Below are 23,291 nucleotides of genomic sequence, written 5' to 3'. Positions count from 1 at the left end.
AATTTTATAATGACAGAAATAGTACAAGAAAGTATTGATCTAAAGCCAGAAACGATTACTAAAAAAGATATCACATTTGCATGGTTACGTTGGTATTATGCCAATGAAATTCCACACTCATTTGACCGTTATCTTGCGGCATCATTAATGTGGGGATTAATGCCAATTCTTAAAAAGTTATATAAATCAAAAAGTGAATTAGCTGCTGCTTACCAACGACATTTGTTATTTTTTAATACTCAAATCACGTGGGGTGGTGGAACTATTTCAGGAATTATGGCTTCACTAGAAGCTGTACGTGCTGATGAAGTTTATCAAAACAAACCAATTAGTATTGATAATGATGTGCTTTATAACACTAAAGCCGGTTTAATGGGAGCCTTGGCCGGTATCGGGGATGCGATTGACTCGGGTACTATACAATATATTTTTATTGCCATCGCATTACCATGGGCGCAAGAAGGATTAGCGATAGGTGCGTTATTCCCATTTGTTGCATTTGTTTTATATCAACTATTTGTTGGTTACTATTTTGCCCAATTAGGATTTAAATTAGGTAGAAATGCGGCAACAGAAGTCGTTGGTAATAAGATGCAGATGATCATAGAAGCCTTATCTATTTTAGGTCTATTTATGATGGGTATTCTAGCTGCAAGCTATATTAAAGTTTCCTCTAGTTTAAAATTCACCTTATCTGGTAAAGATTTCATTATACAAGATACACTGGATAAGATTTTACCTGGAGTATTACCGCTTGTTGTTGTAATGGGATTGTATTTTTATTTTTCTAAGAAAGGATTGAAAGTAACAAGAGCTTTAATTGGGCTAACTGTTATTCTTGGTGTTTTAGCCGCAATTGGTATTTTATAAAAATAATTAAATATAAATAATAATAGAGGTTTTAAATTATGGGAAAAGTTGTTTTAGCTCGGGTTGATAGTCGTCTTATTCATGGTCAAGTCGCAACAAATGTTTCAAAAGCAGCCGGCGCTAATGCTTTATTTGTTGCAGATGATTATTCGGCAAATGATGAATTCACCAAAAATATTATTCTTGGCGCAGGCGCCAGCACTGGTCATAAAATTAGAGTATTAAAAGAAGATGGTGCGGTTAGGTATTGGAACGATCGTCAATATGATGATTTTAACGTTATTTTAATTACTAAAAATATTGAAGTAATGTATAAAATTATTAAATCTGGCGTACCTGTAACTAATCTTAATATTGGCGGTTTACCACTGGTTCCAGGGGCAACCTCAATCATTAAAGAAGTATCGATTAATAAAGAGCAACTCGATTTATTAATTGATTTACAAAATAGTTTTCCGAATATGGATATTTATTGCCAAGCAACGCCTTCATTAAAGAAAGTACCTTTAAGTGAAGTAATTAAAATGTTTGAATAATATAGGATTAATAACATGATCGGTGTTTTATTAGTTAGCCATGGAAGTATGGCGGCTGGAATAAAAGACAGTGTGAAAATGATTGTTGGAGAACAAAGCCAATTTGAATCATTATCACTTAATCCTGGACAAGATATAAATCAGTTAAAAACTGATTTATTCAATTGTTCAAAATCTTTAGATTCTGGCGATGGTGTTCTTATATTTGTCGACCTTTATGGCGCATCTCCATATAATGCTTCGATGCAATGCGTTCCACAATGGAATGAGCTTGGTATGAATGTTCGAGTCATTACTGGTATGAGTCTGCCTATGGTAATTAATGCAGTATGTAATAGAGATTCTGTGTCATTGAATGATCTTACTGCGGAAAGTATCGAGGCTGGGCATGAAAATATTCAAGATGCCGTTGCTAACATATCTCAATCAAACAACAATGAAAATGATGATGATTATTAATGTAATAACTAATTTAATGTTATTAAGTTAATTTTTATCTTAATCTATTTATAGTTAATATGATTTTTAAAATCATATTAACTATATTGTCTAACTTTATATAAAAATAGTTTATTAATAATGGAAATATTGAAAGATCTGATTTTGCGATATGGCATCATATTTGGTAAAAGGTTTAATCCAAAAGAGAAAATCTCTTTTTTAAGGATAATATCTAAGGAATTAGCTCCATTGGGTTATCAAGTGGATGCGAAACTATCTAAATTAAAATTAGCGACTAGACGTTATCAAAATTATTATAATGCTTATATCGGCGATCTTAATAAAGCAGAGGTCGTTATTTGTACTAATTACGATACTGGGATCAATAATTTTAATTTGCAGAAAACGTATGCTTTTCAATCACAATTTAGTAAGCTGACTTACTTTATTAGTGTTGCTCCGTTTATATTTTTATTCATTGCATCATTAATATTAAATTACCTCGTTTTTTTACCTGATATCCGGATTAATGGCTTTTTCAGTGTTTCTGGCATTTCAGCTATAGTTTCAACAGTGCTGTTGTTTTTCTTAATTGCCAAATTTAAGAGTGGGATTCCAAACACTAAAAATTTCGTTTGTAATTCATCAAGTATTATTACTATTATTAATCTTATTAATAAGTTAGATAAAAAACAAAAGAAAAAAATCGCTTTTGTTCTTTATGATGGCGGCAATAGTGGCCAATATGGTCTAAAAATGTTAGAAAGCTATGCTAAGCAAATCAAAGATAAAAAATTTATTTTTTTGGATAGTATTGCCAATGGTGATGATTTAGTTTTTTTTAAACCACAAGGATGTGATCTAAATATAGCGGATGTTCATTTTCATGATGGGAGTATTGAAACGACATTATCTAATTACATTATGATCACATCAGGTGATATAAATGAAGATAATAAAATTCTAATAAAAAATGCTCACTCGTCTAAAGACAATTATTTATCTGATGAAAGATTAGAAAAATATACACAATCACTACGAGATGTATGCCGAGCATTGATGAATGAAAAATGATAATGGATTGTTGTGGAAAAGAACTTGATACCTACCGATAGAATTGAGTAGGTATCAGAATTGTGATGAACTAATGTATAGCGCCTTTTGCTGCACCAATAGGTAGAATTGTACGACCAAATTGTTCATTTAGAACTTCAGCCATCGCAAGATAAATTGCACTCGCACCACAAATTATGCCTTCAAATCCAGCAATATGAATAATGTCATGGTTACCAGAAATATTACCAATTGCTAATAGAGCGAATAAAATGGTTAAGCTGGCAAAAACAAATTGTAATGCTCGGTTAGCTTTTAATGTACCAATAAACATAAATGCGGTAAAAATACCCCACAGTGCTAGAAAAATCCCTAAAAAGGTTGCATCGGTAGGTGCAGTTGCTGGTGAAGTAGGTAAATACCAAATACCAACTAAAGCAATCCAAAAGAAACCGTATGAAGTAAACGCTGTTGTTCCGAAGGTATTTCCTTTACGGAATTCTAAAATTCCTGCGATTACTTGGGCTAATCCACCATAAAAAATACCCATAGAAACGATTGCCGTCATAACTGGAAAAAATCCTGCATTATGAATATTTAATAAAATTGTAGTCATACCAAAACCCATTAGTCCAAGTGGACCTGGATTTGCAAGTTTTATTTGTTCCATAAGGATCCTATAAATTAATTTTCGTAAAAAAAAGAGCGGCAATAATAAGTGTTGAAAAGCTGATAATCAAGATTTTGTAAAAAATAATTTTGTATCACCCCTTGATATTAATAATATTGTTCCCATTTATGTGAAAACAAAAACATTTCTTTATCTAAAATGGGACTTGAAAACGATGTTTTCAGTCTTATATATAAGAAATAAAATACAGGTTTGAGGAGAAAAGATTATGGGTAAAATTATTGGTATCGATTTAGGTACAACAAATTCATGTGTTGCAGTAATGGATAATGGTCAAGCAAAAGTATTAGAAAATGCCGAGGGTGATCGCACAACCCCTTCCATCATTGCTTACACTCAAGATGGTGAAATCTTAGTTGGTCAACCAGCTAAACGCCAAGCCGTAACTAATCCACAAAATACATTATTTGCAATTAAACGTTTAATCGGTCGTCGTTATGAAGATGCTGAAGTACAACGTGATGTTGGTATTATGCCATATAAAATTGTTAAAGCTGATAATGGTGATGCTTGGGTTGATGTTAAAGGTCAAAAAATTGCTCCACCACAAATTTCTGCTGAAGTATTAAAGAAAATGAAGAAAACTGCAGAAGATTATCTTGGTGAGCCTGTTACAGAAGCAGTTATTACTGTTCCTGCTTATTTTAATGATGCACAACGTCAAGCAACCAAAGATGCTGGTCGTATTGCTGGTTTAGATGTAAAACGTATTATCAATGAGCCAACAGCAGCAGCGTTAGCTTATGGTTTAGATAAAGATGTTGGCAACCGAACTATTGCGGTATATGACCTTGGTGGTGGTACTTTTGATATCTCAATTATCGAAATTGATGAAGTTGACGGTGAAAAAACATTTGAAGTATTAGCAACAAATGGTGATACTCACTTAGGTGGTGAAGACTTTGACTCACGTTTAATTAACTATTTAGTTGACGAATTTAAACGTGAACAAGGATTTGATCTTAAAAATGATCCATTAGCAATGCAACGTTTAAAAGAAGCTGCTGAAAAAGCTAAAATTGAATTATCATCAGCGCAACAAACTGATATTAACTTACCGTATATCACTGCTGATGCAAGTGGGCCAAAACACTTAAATATCAAAGTGACTCGCGCTAAACTTGAATCATTAGTTGAAGATTTAGTTAAACGTTCAATGGAACCTGTTAAAACAGCATTAAAAGATGCCGGTCTTAGTGTTTCTGATATTAAAGATGTCATCCTAGTTGGTGGTCAAACACGTATGCCAATGGTTCAAAAAGCTGTTGCAGATTTCTTTGGTAAAGAACCACGTAAAGACGTTAACCCTGATGAAGCAGTAGCTGTTGGTGCGGCAGTACAAGGTGGTGTATTAGGTGGTGATGTTAAAGATGTATTATTACTTGACGTAACACCATTATCATTAGGTATTGAAACAATGGGTGGTGTAATGACTACCTTGATTGAGAAAAACACGACTATCCCAACAAAACATAGTCAAGTATTCTCAACTGCTGAAGATAATCAATCAGCTGTAACTATCCATGTATTACAAGGTGAACGTAAACGTGCAAGTGACAACAAATCATTAGGTCAATTTAACCTTGATGGTATTCAAGCTGCACCACGTGGTATGCCACAAATCGAAGTAACCTTTGATATCGATGCTGATGGTATTTTGCATGTATCAGCAAAAGATAAAAATACTGGCCGTGAGCAAAACATTACCATTAAAGCTTCTTCAGGATTAAGCGAAGAAGAGATCCAAAAAATGGTAAATGATGCTGAAGCAAATGCTGATGCAGACCGTAAATTCGAAGAATTAGCTCAAATTCGTAACCAAGCTGATCATCTTGTTCACTCAACTCGTAAACAAGTGACTGAAGCTGGTGATCAATTATCAGCTGATGATAAAACAGCTATTGAAAGCGCTGTGAGTGATTTAGAAAATGCAGCTCGCGGTGAAGACAAAGCAGAGATCGAAGCTAAAATTAATGCATTAATGGAAGCTTCAAAAAAATTACTTGAGTTAGCTCAACAACAAGCTCAAGCAGATCAATCTGCAGGTCAAGCCAATAGCGAAAGTGCTGCAGGACAAGATGATGTTGTTGATGCAGACTTCAAAGAAGTTGATGATGAAAAAAAATAAGCATTAACTGATATGTTTTTTAATGAGTTATTGCAACGAGTTTTAAACATGTAAAACATTAAACGGGCGCGAGGTAACTCAAGCCCGTTTAGTTGTTTATATAATGATTAAATTTAAAGGTTAATTATGGCGAAGAAAGATTATTATGAAACATTAGGCGTGAGTAAAAGTGCCAGTGAAACTGAGATAAAAAAAGCCTACAAACGCCTAGCCATGAAATATCATCCGGATAAAAATCAGGATAACAAAGCTGAAGCTGAAGCAAAATTCAAAGAAGTTAAAGAAGCTTATGAAATCTTAACCGATCCACAAAAGAAAGCTGCTTATGATCAGTATGGCCATGCTGCTTTTGAACAAGGGCAAGGTGGCGCTGGTGGTTTCGGCGGATTTGGTGGTTTTGGAGGCGGTTCTGCATTTGATGATATCTTCAGTGATTTCTTCGGTGGTGGCCGAGGACGAGGTCAAGCCGCATCGCGTGGTAATGACTTACAATATAATATTTCATTAACATTAGAAGAAGCAGCTAGCGGTGTAAGTAAAGAGATTAAAGTACCAACTTGGGTAAATTGTGATGTTTGCCATGGTCAAGGAACTGAAAAAGCTTCAGATGTTGTAACTTGTAATACCTGTCACGGTGCGGGTGTTGTGCAAATGCGGCAAGGCTTTTTTGCTGTGCAGCAAGAGTGTCCGACTTGTCATGGGCGTGGAAAAGTGGTTAAAAATCCATGTAAAAAATGTCATGGAGAAGGACGTGTTCAAAAAACTAAAACACTTTCTGTTACTATTCCTGCTGGGGTTGATACAGGAAACCGTATTCGACTTTCAGGTGAAGGTGAAGCGGGATTAAATGGTGCTCCAGCTGGTGACTTATATGTACAAGTACAAGTAAAACCGCATGCAATCTTTGAGCGAGATGGCACTAATTTACATTGCGAAATTCCAATTAATATTGTGTTAGCATCACTAGGTGGTGAGGTTGAAGTACCAACTCTGAACGGTAAAGTTAGCCTAACCATACCGGCAGAAACACAAACCGGTAAAATGTTTAGGTTACGTGGAAAAGGCATTAAATCATTACGAGGCAGTGCTGTAGGTGATCTCTATTGCCATGTTGCAGTTGAAACACCAGTTAATCTAACTAGCAAACAAAAAGAGTTATTAAAAGAGTTAGGCGAAAGTTTTAAATCGGATAAAAACTCAAAACATAGCCCAAAAGAAAAAAGCTTTCTTGATAAAGTGAAGAAATTTTTTGGATAACATTCTTTATTGATTATACAATCGAGCCAAATAATGGCTCGATTTTTTTATTCTGCCTTTTTAAATAGTATTATTGCTGTTTTCAGATATCGTATATTTTTCTTTATTATTCAATATCCCTTATTGACATAAAACCATATCTTAATTAGCATATAAAATTAGTAAGGTGGCTAACTAATTTTATGGATATAAAATATGCAGCTTGAAAATCGCTATTTATCTTTTTGCAATATTTTGAAGAAACAAAACACGGTAGATTTAGAAAAGATCCGAACATGCTTTACGTTGTTATCTGTTGCTAATCTAATTGATATAGAGTGTGCCAAACGTCTCCAGAAATATCATCTCTCAGAAAGTCGATTAATTATTTTAGTTTTATTAAAAGAATACCAAGAATTATCTTTGCAAGAAATTGCTAAATTATTAGGGATAACTAAAGCTTCAACAACAACACTTGTTAGTTCTCTAATTAATGATCAGCTAGTATCAAAAAGAAATGATGACAATGACAAAAGAATTTCTATTATTTGTTTAACCCCAGCAGGAATGGATTTATTGACGGAAACGTTAAAAGAGCACAGTTTTTGGATAGAAAAAATAACTAATAATTTATCTGATAATGATGTTGCTATATTCAAAAAGGTATTAAGCCAAATTCATGAAAATGTATCAAGAAAGGAAATCGTTAAATGAAACTAATTGAAGATTTACAAAGATTAAGACGAGATTTAATTACTCAATTACCCCAAGATGTACAAAATATTTTGGATAACTCATTAGCAGATATGTTAAGTGAAAAACTAGATAGTCATTCTTTACAATGTGGAGATATTGCACCAGACTTTTCACTAATATCAACTGATAATCAAGAAATCAATTTATACAAATTACTTGAAACTCAACCCGTAATTATTAGTTTCTTTCGAGGTAGTTGGTGCCCGTTCTGTGTAAAAGAATTAGAACATTTTCAAAATAATTTAGAGCTGATTCAGCAAGTTAAAAATATGCATTTTATTGCTATTTCACCGCAGAAAGCTTCAATTAGCGCACAGTTAAAACAAGAAAAATCGATGTCGATAACGATACTATCAGATATTAAAAATAACATAGCTAATAAGTTTGGTTTAGTATTCACATTACCTGAAAAAGTTAGAGAGTTATATAATAGTTTAGGTGCTAATTTATTGGATTTTAATGGCGATGATAGCTATACATTGCCAATACCAGCAACTTATTTAATTGGGCAAGATAAAAAGATTTATTTTGCTTATGTTAATGCTAATTATATGGAACGAGCTGATATATCCGAATTAATAAATGTATTAAACTAATAAAGATTTAAATTTATTTAATAATATAAAATGTTACTAATCTGATATAAAAAGGGATAATATAAAATATTATCCCTTTTTATATTAAATTTAATTAAAACTATAAAGTTACATTTTAATCGTGAGAACATACTTAATAATATGACGTTGTTGTTCTGCTGTGAGTGAGTTATAAGGTAACAGCTTGTGAAGATAAAGAAAAAAGATTTTATTGCTCAAGATCTGTTAGGGCGAATTTATCAACAATTAAGTTTTGTTAATCAAAAATTGCCTCCCGAACGAGAGCTTGCGGAAAGTTATGGAGTCTCTCGTCATACTATACGTAAAGCGCTAGAAAAACTGCTGCAAATTGGTATTATTTCGGTTCAAAAAGGTTCGGGTGCTTTTATTAATCAACAAGCTAAAAATAATCCTTTAATTTATAATTCGCTGACTGAAAAACATTATGATCAAATCAACTCTAAACTGATTTTATTTCGTAAACGACGAGTACAGTTGGAAGAAAAACAAACATTTAATCTAACTGATGATGAATATATTTGGGAGTTTCATCGTATTCGTTTTGTTGACGGTCGAGGTACCCAAATTGAGATTTCTAAGTTACCTTGTCGATATTTTCCTGATCTGAAACAAAAAAATATTGAAAACTCTATTCAACAATATGTATTAAGTAAAGGCTATGAGATATCCCATTATCTAACTCAATATCAAGCTGTTGCCATTAATCGTCAGGAATCTGAATTACTCAAATGCAAAAAAGGCATGCCAGCAATGAAAATTATTAATCGGTGTTTTTTAAATAATGGTGCAATTTATGCCATTAGTGAAATTATTGATATTCACTATACTTGCACTTATATTACACCGTTTAATAAACCTAATTTTGAATTAAGATTAGTTGATGATAAAAAGTAAATTTATCAATCAACTTTGGTTATTTAAAAAATATTCATTAACTTGATTTATGGGGTATGTATAACTCCATTGGGCAAGCGGCTTTGTGTCCATTCATGTGGTCGATAAACCACTGGATATTTATCTGCCTGAGCTTTATCTAGTGTAACGCCAATGCCTATTTTCTCTATTGGATATAAATAGCCTTGTTTGGCGGCAATAATACCTGGAAATACTGCCTGTGTATTTGCCGAATAAGGAATATATTCCTGAATTGCTGCATTATGTAAATGAATATTTAAATGAGTATTCACAGCTGCTCCAATTGGTGTCATATCAGGTGGGCAATGCCAAGCAACTCTTATCCCAAATGGTTGGCAAAAAGTAGCTAATTTTAATGCAGGTGTAATTCCGCCAATTTGTGAAACATGGCACCGAATAAAATCAATTCTACGTTGAATGATCAGCTCTTGCCATTCTAATGGATTATTGAATAGTTCACCGGTCGCTAAAGCAACTGAAGTTTGGTTACGAATTTGCTCCAGCCATTGGTTTTGATTAGGCGGTAAAATATCTTCAATAAAATATGGTTGATATTGCTCAACTTGTTTAGCAAAAGCGACTGCTTGATTAGGAAATAATCTTTCATGTACATCATGCAAAAAATGGATTTTATAACCATATTTTTCTCGTAACTTTTTAAACATCTCTAAAGTATTTTGCATATACTGATCTTGATCAAAGTAAACACCACTACTTGACTGTTGTGGACTATGCAATTCTTCTGGTTTGCCACCGTAAAACCCTAACTGACAACGAATATGGCGATAACCTTGACTAATACATTGGTCAACTTGTTTAAAAAGTTCTGACAATGTTTCACCGGTAGCATGAGTATACACTTCTATCGCATCTTTTGATTTACCACCAAATAATTGATAAAGAGGCATATTCGCTAGTTTGGCTTTAATATCCCATAATGCCATATCAATACCAGCAATAGCATTATTAATGATTGGCCCATTACGCCAATAAGCATTAACCATTAACATCTGCCAAATATCTTCAATATGATTAGCATCTCGGCCAATTAGCAACGGTTTTAAATATTCATCAACAATAGTTTTTACGGCTAATGGGCGCTGTTGAAAAGTTGCACAGCCATAACCAATCACATCTTTATCTGTATAAATAATTACGGTAACAAGATTATGTCTATCAGGTTTAGTAATGATACATTCAATATCAGTGATAAGGGTTGGTAACATAGGGTTAGTATCCTCTTTAAAACTTTTTCTTTTTATATAATTACCGATATTTTTCACATCTGTAAAGAGCAAAATATTAGTGAAAAATTATTGGTTCAAATTTGAATTAAAATTGTCGATAAAAAGCATACCAATTGAAAAATATAGTAAATTTCAGTGTTAAAACCCCTTTTTTTGTGATCTAGATCAAACTTTTCATTCTTGTATTGATAATTTAAAGTTTCTATTATTTTAATTAAACCAATTCTAGGGACTATTGAGGTTCTAATGAGTAAACAAGAAAGTATTAAAAAAATTATCGCTAATATTGGTGGTAAGGAAAACATTAAAAATGCTTGGCATTGTATGACACGTTTACGATTTGATTTAGTTGATCAAACCATGGTCAATTGGGATGAAATTAAAAAAATTACCGGGGTAATTGGTGCTCAATTTCAAAGTGATCAATGCCAAATTGTAGTAGGTACTCAAGTTAAAGTTTATTTTGACATTCTGGCTGATGAAATAGGATTACAAACGCCAGAAAATGATCAAGCTAAACAACTATCCAAAGAATCTGCCAAAGAACGTAAAGGCATTGTTTCTTTGTTTATGGATACGGTGTCTGGTGTTTTTGGTCCTATCGTACCGGCGATTGCTGGCGCGGGGATGATTAAAGGGTTACTTGCTGGTCTCATTGCGTTAAAAGTCGTTCCTAAAACCAGTGATACAGTTATTATTATCGATTTAATCGCTAGTGGTGTGTTTTACTTTTTACCATTTTTTTTGGCGGTTTCGGCAGCAAAAATATTTAAAACTAATGAGTATTTAGCCGCTGCAATCGCCGCTTGTTTGATGTATCCAACTTTAATTGATGCGGCAAAATTACTAGTAACTAATCCTGATGCTGCCAGTTTTTATTATTTTTTGGATATGATACCAATATCGATTTTTAACTATGCTGGTAGTGTTATTCCTATTATCTTCTCTGTACTGGCATTAAGTTATATTTATCGATTCGTTGATAAAATTATGCCTAATGTACTCAAAACAGTTTTCACTCCAACGGTAACTTTATTTATTGCTGGTTTATTGGCTCTTACCGTAATTGGTCCTATAGGTATCTATTTAGGTAAATTGTTAGCACTATTTATCCGGTCGCTATTTGATGTTTCTGCTGTGTTTGCTGGCGCTATTGTTGGCGCAATTCGACCGGTCGCTATTTTGACGGGTATGCATCATGCAATGACCCCTATAGCGTTGCAGAATTTTGCTGAATTAGGCTATGATATGTTGATGCCAATGATGTTTATGGCAAATATGGCCATTGCTGGTGCGACTGCTGCTATGTATTTTAAAGCGAAAAATAAGCAAGAAAAAACGGTTATTGTTTCTGCCGCAGTATCTGCATTATTAGGTATCACCGAGCCAGCTCTATTCGGTGTATTAACCAAGTATAAAAAAGCCTTTATTGCCGCAACTGCCGGTAGTGCGATTGCCTCCGCTTTTATTGCTTTATTTGGTGTAAGGTTATATGGCTATATTCTATCGAGTATCTTTAGTTTACCCGCCTATATTGGTCCATACTTTATCTTTGCAATATTGGGGGTATTAATATCAATTTGCTCATCGTTCATAATGGCTTATATTTTTGTTAGCAAAAAATAGGCCTAATTTTTAAATAACCTCATAACAGCCCGTGATATTACGGGCTTTATCGATCAGGTTATATCAAAAGGATGACTTAATATTGCCACCTTTTCTAAAGGTGGTTAAAGAATTTTAATATATAGCAGATCTCCTCTTCAGGAATGATAATTTTATATTTTTCTTCAAAAACAACCAATTCATCTTTAATAATTGAATATTCATTCCTATATTTACGAATATAATTTTGTTTATCAATAAATTTAACTTTGCTCTGCTCGCCATTAATTATTTGCTCAAGCATACAAGCGATATGCATAACAAGTCCAATCAAAGTGTTATTTGATACTCTAATATTAAATTTACGGGTTATATTTTCATTAAAATGCTTAATATCTGTTAGTAAATCGCGCGGTTCAATATTGGATAAAATATTCGAAAGTGTTTTTTCGATTAAAGAGTAAATGGTTTCAATATCAATTAATTGCTGTAATTTCTTAATATTGTCCGGATAAATTAATGATGTTAAATCGAATTGGCTTATTGAAGTATTAAAGTTAAATGGGCTCACTATAGCAACAATAGTATGACTTTGCTGAATTTCTTCGATTTCTTTAAATAATTTATCATCTTCGTGAGATAAACTAAGTGCAATAATGTCTAAGATATTTTGTCGATATGAAAGTACATTATTTAATAAATCTATGGTGATATTGGTACTTTTATTCGGTACATTAATAATTAAAATAGCTAATTTTTTATTAACTAAACTCTCTTCTTGCGGTGCTGATACTAATGGTGCTTGATTAAGCATATGAATTTGTAACACATTCTCATATACTTCTTCTAAGCAATATCCGTTCATTGCATTTTGAATTGCTTCAATAACATGTAAAGTACTAACCAATTGAATTGTTTTGGTTTTAATACTACATTTTGCCTCTATCTCTTCACCAAAATTTTTCAAAGATCCCATATCAACCAGTAATAGCATGTCTGATTTATTTTTAGTTAATTGAATATGGTTAATAATTTTTTCGAGAATTTTTTGTGGCAATTGATCAAGTGGTACATCAAAAGCAAGTGCATATTCAATATTAAGTAAGTCATGTGCTGTTTTCGTGATTGACGTTGCGGTTTTATCTCCGTGAGCAATAACGACAATTTGCACATTATTTGAAGGTAAAATAGGATTATTAGTACCATATATAAAAAACATGGCCAGATAAGCTGCTTCATCGATGGGCAGTGTCGTATCCATAATGTGTTCAATCATTGTAAGACAATCAAGTGCAGCATTAAATTGATTTGGATAATTCGTTCGGATTTTATTTAATTGCGGATGACTAATCTTTTGATTGCTATTTATTCGCTTTAGTGTCTGTTCGATATGGTTAGCTAAACTATAATAAATACGATTATTAAAGCTACACTGTAAACTGTTTTCAGCCTGTTCAATTAAGGCTTCAGTCAAACGTAATACTTTAGTTGAAATTATATTTTTCAACTTATTCTTATCATATTTTTTAGTATTATTATAAATATAAGTATAAAAATAATCCTGAATTTCTTGTTCAATTTCTTCTTCGAGTTCGAAATTTTCCCTACCTTGAGTTTTTAATTCAGCGATTTTTCGATTTACGATATCGTAAATATCATTCGATTTATTATTTTCATATAGGATCTTATTATTTTCTCCCTGAAATATAATATTTTTTCGATTAATACCAATGATTTTATTCCACGTTTGACGATGTTGTGTTTCAATCAATAATGCTTCACTGATGTGATTTGGTAATAGAGCACTATTAATATAAATATACTCTGAATTACTGTAGGAAATATGTTTGGCATAGGCGGCTGCACAAATAAAACGAATATCAGCTTCAAGTTGCCCTATATTATTGGGGCAGTTATAGCCTAACAAAGCGCGAAGGGCATTACTTGATACGACAATTTTTTCTTTTAATTGTGCAGATTCGGTATTAAAGAAATTTTGAATTAGATTAAACCTTTCCTCAAAAGTTCTTGCTCTTAAAGGCGGAATTGTTAAATTCATAGGAAAGCGACGAGTAAATGTACGCAATAATGCTGAATTAGGATCTTCTGTCGTTGCGGCAATAATACGAACTTGTGCGGTTCGTTCTACGGTATCACCTAGTCGTCTAAAAAGGCCTTTATCAATAAAAGTAAAAAATATTTCTTGGCCTTCTGGAGGTAAACGGTGAACTTCATCTAAAAATAACAGCCCGGTGTGCGCTTTTTCAACTAAACCTTCACGATCATCGATTGCACCACTATAGGCACCTTTTTTACAGCCGAATAATTGGGTTAAAAGTAGTTGTGGATTTGAGGCGTAATCAGCACAATTAAAATGGATAAATGGCGCATCAGGACTAATTTTATTGACACTTTTAGCATAGTTATAAATCAGTTCGGCAAACAGTGATTTGCCAACCCCAGTCTCACCAGTAATTAAAATATTCATACCATGAGGAGGGTAAAATATGGCTGCTTTAGCTTGTTCAATCAAGGTATGCAAACTGGTGCTAGACTCGATGAAATTTTTGAATTCACCAAATTTGAAATTTGGTTTGTTTTCGGTTTTTATCGAAGATTTAGCAATAGAATATTTGACTGGTTTTCCTTTATCTTTAACCACTTTTCCTTGCTTAATAAGCTGATTTAATTCGTGGCTAACATTTGCGCGAGAATAATTCAGTAATGTGGCAAGTTCAGAAGTAGTAACTCCTTCACTGTTTTTTAGCGTTAATTCCTGTAATTTTTGGAAAATAATCTCAATTCTTAACATTTCACATCCTAATGTGTTTTAGCAAATCTATTCTTCAATGTGTATTAAAACACATAAAAACACATTAGCAACTTAAAAAATTACTTATTGATTATTTTTAATTTATTTTGTTTTGGCACGGTTATTGCTGTTATTTATTACATGAAATATATCAAACTGAGGAAAAATTAATGAATGAGTATGAAGAGATTGTAATGCAACTAATTACCAATAGCGGTGATGCAAGAAGTCGCTGCCTAAAAGCAATTAGAGCTGCTCGTAAAGGTAATTTTGAACAAGCCGATAGTTTAATTGAAGAAGTAAAAAAATTTTTAGCCATTGCGCATAAAACACAGACTGAATTAATTCAAAACGAGATTCAGGGTAATCATATTCCAGTTTCGTTACTGATTATTCATGCTCAAGATCACTTAATGAATGCAATTTCAATGCGAGATTTAGCCATTGAAATTATAGAAATATTAAAAGATAAATAATTAAAGGGGTAATTAATATGACTTATAACATTATGCTAGCTTGTATGGGTGGATTCTCTACCAGTATGTTAGTCAAAAAAATGAAAGAGTCTGCGGAAAAGATGGGTATTGATGTCAATATTAATGCAGTAAGCGAAACTGAATTAGATCAATATGATGATCTGGACATTATTATGTTAGGACCGCAAATAGAGTATATCTATGAAAACTTAAAAAAACAGCATGACATTCCAATAGTTGTTATTGATTCTCTGGACTATGGAACGATGAATGGTGAAAAGGTGTTAAAAACTGCCTTAGAAATTTTAGACAATGGAATCAGCTAATAAGAGAGATTTTATTATGATAAATAATAAAGAAACGCTAATGAGTTTTAGAGCAAAATTGCAAAAAGTTATTGGCTCTATTCAATCAAGTTATTCTGTGCAAGCTGTTTCAAGTGGCATGATGATGCTATTACCTGTCATGATGGTAGGCTCAATTGTTGCGGTTTTAAATAGTTTAAATATTGAATCTTATCAGGCAGTATTAGTGGCAACAGGATTGAAATCCGCTTTTAAAGTTGCTTCAGTAGTTACCATGAACGTGATTTCACTCTATGTCGTGATAGCTATTGCCTATAAGATGGCAGAATTACATAAAAAAGATGGTATTTTAGCTGCATTAATGGGGCTAATGGCTTTCCTTTTTATCACTCCAATGAAAACCAACGGTATTGCAGCCATTGATCTCTTGTATGTTGGATCAAGAGGAATGATTGTTGCGATGTTAGTAGGATTATTTGCTACACGTTTTTATATTTTCTTACTTAATCGTAAACTAACGATAAAAATGCCTGAGTCAGTACCTGATTTTGTATCAAAATCTTTTTCGAGTCTTATTCCCGCATTTATTATTGCCGTAGTCTTTGCTCTAATTAATGCGTTAGTTGGTCTTACTGAATTTGATAATGTACATAATTTAATTTATTCCATAATTCAAGTACCGCTTCAAGGCTTAGGTGCAAGTTTAGCAGCAGCGTTATTAATTGTATTTTTAGCGGAATTTTTATGGTTCTTTGGTATTCACGGTTCAATGGCGACTTCGGCTATCTTATATGCCTTATTCTATCCTTTTGATATCGCCAATTTAGAAGCATTTCAAGCAGGTCAGGCGTTACCATTTATTGTCACTATGACATTTATTAATGCACAAAAAGGACCGCGTTATTTGGCATTATCTATTTTATTAGTACGCTGTAAGAGCCAACAAATGAAAAGTTTAGGTAAGATTGGCTTTATACCCGGTTGCTTTGGTATTAGTGAGCCTTACAAATTTGGTTTACCTATGGTATTAAATCCAATTTTATTTTTACCTTTAATTTTTGCTGGAACAATTAATGTCGGCTTATCTTATTTTGCTACATTGATTGGTATTATTCCTCGTGTTAATGGTATGCCTCTACCAACGGCTGGAACGCCTGAAATTATTAAAGGATTTATGATTGGTGGTTGGCAAATGGCAATATGGCATGTGGTATTGTTAGTTGTTGCTATGTTAGTTTACTTTCCATTTGTTCGTTACATGGATAAACAAAAACTTAGTATTGAACAAGCGGCAACGGAGAAATAGTAGATGCACAATAATATTATAGTTAATGCAGTTGAACGATTATCATCAAACCGTGTGCGTCTAAGTTGGCAATCACCACCAAAGTCGCATGAGGTAAAAATTTATTTGAGTGATAGTGCTGATATAAAAAATGCAGAAAAAACTATCCTTACCCAAACAACACAATCAAGCATTGATTTAGATATTCTTGATGATAAACGTTGCTATTTTATCATTGATATTAATGGTCAAAATTATGTGACTGCTGAACGTGTTCTACCATTGGAAGGTGCAAATAATTTTCGTGATATTGGTGGCTATAGAACTGGTGATGGTAAAACTGTTAGATGGGGTAATCTTTATCGTTCAGATCATTTACATAATTTGACAGATAAGGATATCGCATATTTAAATACAGCAAATTTTCATACTATTATTGATTATCGTAATGAAAAGGAATACAGCAAACAGCCCAATCTTTTGTGGAATAATCAACTAAATACACTTCGTTTAATTCCCGATGCATCTTCAGCAGAATTAGCTGCTAAGGCTAGTAATGATCATGAAAAAATACAGGAACTCATTAGTTTAAGCCAAATTAAAAATGGCAAGATGGTTATTGATGGTTCTGGACTAATTATGCAAGAACAAAATCGTGATTTTATCCGTAATCCTGAAACCGCCAAAATATATAGAGAACTTATTGATATTATTTTAGATAGCAGAAACTTAGCGATAGTACAACATTGTCGAGGAGGTAAAGATAGAACTGGTTTCGGTATAGCTATTATATTAGCTATTTTAGGTGTTGATGAACAAACTATATTATTAGATTATGCAATGACTAGTGAATTAAGGTATTCGCGTAATATGCGTAGAATGGAGAAATATAAAAAAGAGACTGATAATGCTGAAATTTTAGCTTTTTTGTATTCTATGATGGAAGCGCGTAGTAGTTACCTTGAAGCTGCATTTGATGAAATGCGTACAAGATTCGGGTCAACTGCAGAATATTTAACTAAAGCGTTAAAAATAACAGAAAGTGAAAGAGAAAAAATAAAACAAAATTATCTCTATTAAAAAAATTAACCCAGTATTAAACTGGGTTAATCTAATTTATACTCTGTAAATTACATTTTAGTAGTAAATGTACGAGCAATAACATCACGTTGTTGTTCAGCAGTTAGTGAGTTAAAACGAACTGCATAACCAGAAACACGAATTGTTAATTGTGGGTATTTTTCTGGATGTTGTACTGCATCTTCTAATGTTTCACGACGAAGTACGTTTACATTTAAATGTTGACCACCTTCAACTTTAATTGTTGGTGCTACATCTAATGGAACTTCACGATATTCGAATTGACCAAGTTCCGCAGTTGGGACGATTTGATCTTCTTTGTAAACTGATTTAGCAGCAACACAACGAGCTTCTTTGGTTGAATCATCTAATAACCAGAAAGAGTTAAGTAGTGCTTGATTGTCTGCTTTAGTAATTTGGATACCTGTAATCATTTTTAAATCCTCCTAATGGATCTGGACCTTATTGTCCTAAACTATTTAGGAGTAATATAGCACTTTCAAAATTTGATTAAAATCAAAAAAAGCTATTAATCTAATAAGTTTTACCGTTGATCTTATAATTTTACTCAATTTTTGCAAATAACTTTATATTTATTAAAAGGTAATCTTTTATTGTCACTTGCAATTTAAGTGATATTTTGATGATCTTATATTAAACAAGTTATTTTTATGCGTCTTTTTATTCGTTGAACGCTTATTTACTGTTGAATGAAGAGTACTTTTCTCATCATTGATTATCAGTAGGTTTATTGGTATTTTTAGGTATAATTAATATCATCAATAAATCCAGTGTTGAACTAGATAAAACAATTGTAAAGGTCAAATATGAGTAATCAATTAACATGGAATGATGTTATTGGCTCTGAAAAAGAGAAGCCCTATTTTCAACATATAATGCAGTTTGTGGCAACGCAGCGTGCGCAAGGTAAAATTATTTACCCACCCCAGCACGATGTATTTAATGCTTTTCGTTTCACTGCATTTAGTGACATTAAAGTAGTGATCCTAGGGCAGGATCCTTATCATGGTCCAAATCAAGCTCATGGCTTATCCTTTTCTGTATTACCCGGAATTAAACCGCCACCCTCGCTTATAAATATCTATAAAGAGTTAGCAACTGATATTGAAGGATTCACGATACCTAATCATGGCTATTTAGGTTATTGGGCTACTCAAGGTGTGTTATTACTCAATAACGTATTAACTGTTGAAGCAGGACAAGCTCACTCGCATGCCAAAATAGGTTGGGAAACCTTCACCGATCATGTTATTGCGGCAATTGATAAATATCTAGAGGGTGTTGTTTTTTTACTTTGGGGGTCACCAGCACAAAAGAAAGGTCAATTTATTGATCGTCAAAAACACCATGTGTTAACGGCGGTACACCCATCGCCATTATCGGCTCATCGTGGATTTTTCGGTTGTAAACACTTCTCAAAAGCCAATAATTTTATTTTACAGCATGGTAAAACACCTATCGATTGGCAACCACGATTACCGGAAAAAAGTAAATGAGTAGTAATAAGAAACGCCGTCCAGGCTTACAGGAAATTGCTAATTTAGTTGGGATCAGCAAAATGACAGTAAGTCGCTTTTTGCGAGATCCTAAGCTTGTATCTGAATCACTTCAATTACAAATATCATCGGCTATTGATAAGCTCGGGTATATTCCTAACAAAGCTCCTGATATGTTATCAAATGCCAAAAGTCATGCTATTGGAGTTGTATTTCCCTCATTAACTAACCAAGTTTTTGCTGATATTTTAAAAGGTATTGAGATGGTTTCCGATGTGCAAGGTTATCAAACCATGATCACTCACACCGGATATAACGCTGATAAAGAAGAGTTACGAGTCCGTTCTTTATTGTCTTATAATATTGATGGATTAATTTTGACGGAAAGGATACATAATCCAGCTACCTTAAAGATGATTGAAATTTCAGGTGTCCCAGTAGTGGAAATTATGGACAGCGTGTCGCCTTGCATTGATATGGCGGTTGGATTTGATAATTTCACAGCTACAAAAAATATGATTCATCGCATGATAAATAAAGGACGACGCCACATAGTTTATTTTAGTGCAAGACAAGATCAACGTAGTATCATTCGGCAACAAGGCTATGAAAAAGCTATGCAAGAGGCAGGATTAACGCCTAAAACATTAGCTACTAAAGAAGCCTCATCTTATGATTTGGGGGCGAGATTTTTACACCAGATATTAAAAGAATATCCATGTGTTGATGGTATTTTTAGTACCAATGATGATTTGGCTTTAGGTGTATTACTTGAATGTCAGCGTATTGGCATTGAAATACCTAAACAAATAGCGATTGTTGGTTTTCATGGTCATAAAATTGGTCAGTATATGAATCCTAAATTAGCTTCCATTCATACGCCAAGAATTGAAATGGGAAAAATTGCTACAGAATTACTCTTGAAACGTATAAATGGTGAAAATATTGCTGAAAAGGTCATCGATTTACCTGTTGAATATCTTGATGGTGAAAGTTTGTAATCAATTTTAAAATATTTTCTAAAATTTATATCATTATCACATTATTGATTAAGTTGGGATGGATTTCAGGTTTTCATGATTTGATATCTATGCTACAATCGCCTCTCAGTGGTTATTTACACCTACTAATTAGATCATCAAAGAATAACACTGAGGCCCCCATGAAAATTGTTGAAGTAAAACACCCTCTAGTTCGCCATAAAATTGGCTTAATGCGTGAACACGATATTAGCACAAAAGATTTCCGAAACCTTGCCAGTGAAGTTGGTAGTTTATTAACTTATGAAGCAACCGCTAACTTACCAACAGAAACCGTAACCATTGAAGGTTGGTGTGGCCCTGTGCAAGTAGAACGTATTAAAGGTAAAAAAATTACTGTTGTTCCTATTCTACGTGCTGGTTTAGGTATGATGGATGGCGTATTAGAACACATACCTAGTGCAAGAATTAGTGTTGTTGGTTTTTATCGTAACGAAGAAACACTTGAACCTGTTCCTTATTTCCAAAAACTCACTTCAGATATCGAAGAACGAATGGCGTTAGTGGTTGATCCGATGCTAGCAACCGGTGGTTCAATGGTAGCAACTATTGATCTACTTAAGAAAGCAGGCTGTAAAAATATCAAAGTGTTAGTTTTAGTTGCTGCGCCAGAAGGTATCAAAGTATTAGAACAAGCACATCCTGATGTTGAACTTTATACGGCATCAATTGATGATCGCCTAAATGATAAAGGCTATATTTTACCTGGGCTAGGTGATGCCGGAGACAAAATATTTGGCACTAAATAAAATCTCAATTTTTAGACCGGTTTATCCGGTTTTTTTATGTCTGCTATTTAATAATTAATTTGCTATTAGCAAAAAGAAGTTTAAGAAGAGAGGAAAACGTGTTTAAAATCAATAATGATGAAATTAAAAAGGATACTTCACCATTAAAACCAGCCTGGCAAGATATTTTTACTGGTGCTCAAATGCTATTTGTCGCTTTTGGTGCTTTAGTCTTAGTGCCACTGTTAACTGGTTTAAATCCAAATGTGGCTTTATTTACTGCCGGTGTCGGTACATTGTTATTTCAACTTGCAACTAAAAATAAAGTACCGGTATTTTTAGCCTCTTCTTTTGCTTTTATTGCACCAATTTCTTTTGGAGTAGCTCAATGGGGAATACCGGCAACTTTAGGTGGATTGGTTGCCGCTGGTTTGGTATTTATGTTTTTTGCTTTTCTGGTCAAAATTAATGGTAACAATGTTATCGATCGGATTTTACCACCGGTAGTTACAGGGCCAATTATTATGGTAATTGGTTTATCATTAGCTCCAGTTGCAGTTGGTATGGCTATGGGTAAAGATAGTGGACTTCAAGCCGAAAACTATCAACTTATCATTATTTCGATGGCTTCTTTGTTAACGACTTTAATTGTTGCTATCTGGGCAAAAGGCTTTTTTAGATTAGTTCCGATTATTGCCGGTATTGTGGTTGGATATGCACTTTCATGTGCTTTTGGTATTATCAATTTTCAACCGGTTATTGATGCACCATGGTTTAAAGTGCCTGATTTCACATTTCCAGAGTTTCAGTGGCAAGCTATTTTATATATGATTCCTATTGTGATTGCTCCAACAATTGAGCATGTGGGTGATATTATGGCAATTGGCTCTGTAACAGGTAAAGATTATACTCGTGAACCAGGTTTACAGAGGACATTATTGGGTGATGGATTGGCTACTACAACAGCAGGATTTTTTGGTGGGCCTCCATGTATTACTTATGCCGAAGTTATTGGTGCGGTAACCTTAACCCGCAATTTTAAAACTCAGGTAATGACTTGGGCTGCATTATGGGCAATCTTAATGTCTTTCATTGGTAAAATAGGGGCATTTTTAAGTTCAATTCCAACTGTCGTAATGGGTGGAATCATGGTGTTGTTATTTGGTTCAATTGCTTCGGTTGGTATTAATATTTTAGTCAAACATAAAGTCGATCTTTCTGTATCACGGAATATGTGTATCGTCTCTTTAGTACTAGTATTTGGTATTGGTGGCATGATCTTCGATTTTGGTTCTTATGCATTACAGGGTATTAGTTTATGTGGGATTTTAGCCATTGTGTTAAATTTAATCTTACCGCAACAAACTAAAACAAATAACTAAGATAAACATTCTGGCCGTTAATTATAAAATCGATTAACGGCTAATCATATTTCCTCTTTTTTTACTACTCTATAAGATCTCTACGTTTTACTTAATAAATAATTATTTTAGTCAGCAAGCACTAACTTTTATAAAAAGTATTCATAAATATAATAAGCCAACTCTGATCCAAAGCGTTGAGGATAACTTAATAACTATTATTTCTGCTCAATAAAATAATAAAACATATTTCATTTATAGTATGTTATTTAGAATAAATAAGTGAGTAATAACTTTTAGATAGTAGAGGTATTTTAAAAAAGTTGCGAGAAATTTTTCTGTCTCTATACTACTTTACTCTTTTAAGTAAAAAATTCCGACTGAATATTTGCAAGTTTGCATATAAATTTAAATAAAAAAATATTAATTGGCGAGATCGTCTAGATGTATTGTAATTTCCAAAAGCCAATATGGGCAACATATATTTTAAATTCGTCAAAGTTGAGCTCCCAATATTCATTTTTTACTATATTTTGTTTTTTATCGAAATCAAGCAGAATTCTGCGTTTTTTTACAATCCTTTTGCCGTTCT

Annotated in this window: 22 protein-coding genes; 18 read left to right on the top strand and 4 right to left on the bottom strand. The window is 33.1% G+C overall.

The genetic code is table 11. The annotated features are described in order from the left end of the window. Window positions 1-9: 9 nt before the first annotated feature. From H3T80_RS11910 to H3T80_RS11895, 4 genes are all read left to right on the top strand, one after another. Window positions 10-870 (top strand): PTS system mannose/fructose/sorbose family transporter subunit IID, encoded by an 861-nt coding sequence (locus H3T80_RS11910; RefSeq protein ID WP_065577935.1) that lies wholly within the window; start codon window positions 10-12, stop codon window positions 868-870. Between the two features lie 38 nt (window positions 871-908). Continuing rightward, entirely contained in the window at window positions 909-1,406 is a 498-nt protein-coding gene (locus H3T80_RS11905; protein ID WP_065577934.1) for a PTS sugar transporter subunit IIB, read from the top strand. Between the two features lie 15 nt (window positions 1,407-1,421). After that, window positions 1,422-1,865: a PTS sugar transporter subunit IIA gene (locus H3T80_RS11900; protein WP_198201825.1), complete on the top strand. Its 444-nt coding sequence runs from the start codon at window positions 1,422-1,424 to the stop codon at window positions 1,863-1,865. 231 nt (window positions 1,866-2,096) lie between these two features. Further along, window positions 2,097-2,921 (top strand): hypothetical protein, encoded by an 825-nt coding sequence (locus H3T80_RS11895; protein WP_198201824.1) that lies wholly within the window; start codon window positions 2,097-2,099, stop codon window positions 2,919-2,921. A 70-nt stretch (window positions 2,922-2,991) separates the two neighbouring features. Here H3T80_RS11895 and satP read toward each other — a convergent pair whose 3' ends face one another. Further along, window positions 2,992-3,570, bottom strand: coding sequence for an acetate uptake transporter (gene satP, locus H3T80_RS11890; protein WP_198201823.1), 579 nt, complete (start codon window positions 3,568-3,570; stop codon window positions 2,992-2,994). Between the two features lie 229 nt (window positions 3,571-3,799). Between satP and dnaK the strand changes: the two genes are divergently transcribed. The 5 genes from dnaK (at window position 3,800) to H3T80_RS11865 (ending at window position 9,222) form a co-directional block, all read left to right on the top strand. After that, window positions 3,800-5,719, top strand: coding sequence for a molecular chaperone DnaK (gene dnaK, locus H3T80_RS11885; RefSeq protein WP_198201822.1), 1,920 nt, complete (start codon window positions 3,800-3,802; stop codon window positions 5,717-5,719). 126 nt (window positions 5,720-5,845) lie between these two features. Continuing rightward, window positions 5,846-6,976 (top strand): molecular chaperone DnaJ, encoded by a 1,131-nt coding sequence (dnaJ, locus tag H3T80_RS11880; protein WP_110446910.1) that lies wholly within the window; start codon window positions 5,846-5,848, stop codon window positions 6,974-6,976. Between the two features lie 195 nt (window positions 6,977-7,171). Then, complete coding sequence (locus H3T80_RS11875; RefSeq protein ID WP_086363220.1) at window positions 7,172-7,669, top strand: MarR family winged helix-turn-helix transcriptional regulator; 498 nt, start codon at window positions 7,172-7,174, stop codon at window positions 7,667-7,669. Next, on the top strand, window positions 7,666-8,307 hold the full coding sequence (locus tag H3T80_RS11870; protein WP_110446912.1) for a peroxiredoxin-like family protein: 642 nt from the start codon (window positions 7,666-7,668) through the stop codon (window positions 8,305-8,307). The genes H3T80_RS11875 and H3T80_RS11870 overlap by 4 nt, the downstream gene beginning before the upstream one ends. Before the next feature lie 192 nt (window positions 8,308-8,499). Next, entirely contained in the window at window positions 8,500-9,222 is a 723-nt protein-coding gene (locus tag H3T80_RS11865; protein WP_366940014.1) for a GntR family transcriptional regulator, read from the top strand. A 47-nt stretch (window positions 9,223-9,269) separates the two neighbouring features. Here H3T80_RS11865 and H3T80_RS11860 read toward each other — a convergent pair whose 3' ends face one another. Further along, window positions 9,270-10,469 (bottom strand): enolase C-terminal domain-like protein, encoded by a 1,200-nt coding sequence (locus tag H3T80_RS11860; protein ID WP_110446913.1) that lies wholly within the window; start codon window positions 10,467-10,469, stop codon window positions 9,270-9,272. A 267-nt stretch (window positions 10,470-10,736) separates the two neighbouring features. Here H3T80_RS11860 and H3T80_RS11855 point away from each other — a divergent pair, with 267 nt between their 5' ends. After that, the gene (locus H3T80_RS11855; RefSeq protein WP_198201820.1) at window positions 10,737-12,116 is read left to right on the top strand and encodes a PTS transporter subunit EIIC; all 1,380 of its coding nucleotides are present in this window, start codon (window positions 10,737-10,739) and stop codon (window positions 12,114-12,116) included. Between the two features lie 94 nt (window positions 12,117-12,210). Here the strand turns inward: H3T80_RS11855 and H3T80_RS11850 are convergent, their stop codons facing one another. Beyond that, complete coding sequence (locus H3T80_RS11850; RefSeq protein WP_198201819.1) at window positions 12,211-14,907, bottom strand: sigma 54-interacting transcriptional regulator; 2,697 nt, start codon at window positions 14,905-14,907, stop codon at window positions 12,211-12,213. Between the two features lie 170 nt (window positions 14,908-15,077). Here H3T80_RS11850 and H3T80_RS11845 point away from each other — a divergent pair, with 170 nt between their 5' ends. Genes H3T80_RS11845 through H3T80_RS11830 form a run of 4 tightly spaced genes read left to right on the top strand, consistent with a single transcriptional unit; the run spans window position 15,078 to window position 18,053 of the window. Further along, complete coding sequence (locus H3T80_RS11845; RefSeq protein ID WP_034902898.1) at window positions 15,078-15,383, top strand: PTS lactose/cellobiose transporter subunit IIA; 306 nt, start codon at window positions 15,078-15,080, stop codon at window positions 15,381-15,383. A 17-nt stretch (window positions 15,384-15,400) separates the two neighbouring features. Next, window positions 15,401-15,709 (top strand): PTS sugar transporter subunit IIB, encoded by a 309-nt coding sequence (locus H3T80_RS11840; protein ID WP_110446916.1) that lies wholly within the window; start codon window positions 15,401-15,403, stop codon window positions 15,707-15,709. A gap of 16 nt (window positions 15,710-15,725) precedes the next feature. Beyond that, window positions 15,726-16,994: a PTS sugar transporter subunit IIC gene (locus H3T80_RS11835; protein ID WP_198201818.1), complete on the top strand. Its 1,269-nt coding sequence runs from the start codon at window positions 15,726-15,728 to the stop codon at window positions 16,992-16,994. Between the two features lie 3 nt (window positions 16,995-16,997). Then, window positions 16,998-18,053, top strand: a complete 1,056-nt coding sequence (locus H3T80_RS11830) for a tyrosine-protein phosphatase (RefSeq protein WP_198201817.1) — start codon at window positions 16,998-17,000, stop codon at window positions 18,051-18,053. A gap of 50 nt (window positions 18,054-18,103) precedes the next feature. On the opposite strand, the gene grcA is transcribed toward H3T80_RS11830, so the two are convergent. After that, window positions 18,104-18,487, bottom strand: a complete 384-nt coding sequence (grcA, locus tag H3T80_RS11825) for an autonomous glycyl radical cofactor GrcA (RefSeq protein ID WP_034902904.1) — start codon at window positions 18,485-18,487, stop codon at window positions 18,104-18,106. A gap of 393 nt (window positions 18,488-18,880) precedes the next feature. Here grcA and ung point away from each other — a divergent pair, with 393 nt between their 5' ends. From ung to H3T80_RS11805, 4 genes are all read left to right on the top strand, one after another. Continuing rightward, complete coding sequence (gene ung, locus H3T80_RS11820) at window positions 18,881-19,570, top strand: uracil-DNA glycosylase (RefSeq protein ID WP_198201816.1); 690 nt, start codon at window positions 18,881-18,883, stop codon at window positions 19,568-19,570. Beyond that, window positions 19,567-20,571, top strand: a complete 1,005-nt coding sequence (gene gntR, locus H3T80_RS11815) for a gluconate operon transcriptional repressor GntR (RefSeq protein ID WP_086363211.1) — start codon at window positions 19,567-19,569, stop codon at window positions 20,569-20,571. Before ung ends, gntR begins: the two co-directional genes overlap by 4 nt. 161 nt (window positions 20,572-20,732) lie before the next feature. Then, window positions 20,733-21,359: a uracil phosphoribosyltransferase gene (upp, locus tag H3T80_RS11810; protein ID WP_086363210.1), complete on the top strand. Its 627-nt coding sequence runs from the start codon at window positions 20,733-20,735 to the stop codon at window positions 21,357-21,359. A gap of 107 nt (window positions 21,360-21,466) precedes the next feature. Beyond that, complete coding sequence (locus H3T80_RS11805; RefSeq protein WP_370527379.1) at window positions 21,467-22,720, top strand: uracil-xanthine permease family protein; 1,254 nt, start codon at window positions 21,467-21,469, stop codon at window positions 22,718-22,720. Window positions 22,721-23,291 lie beyond the last annotated feature (571 nt).

The organism is Gilliamella sp. W8145 (assembly GCF_016101145.1).
Lineage (GTDB): Bacteria > Pseudomonadota > Gammaproteobacteria > Enterobacterales > Orbaceae > Gilliamella > Gilliamella apis_A.
This window is presented reverse-complemented; position numbering and strand designations above follow the sequence as displayed.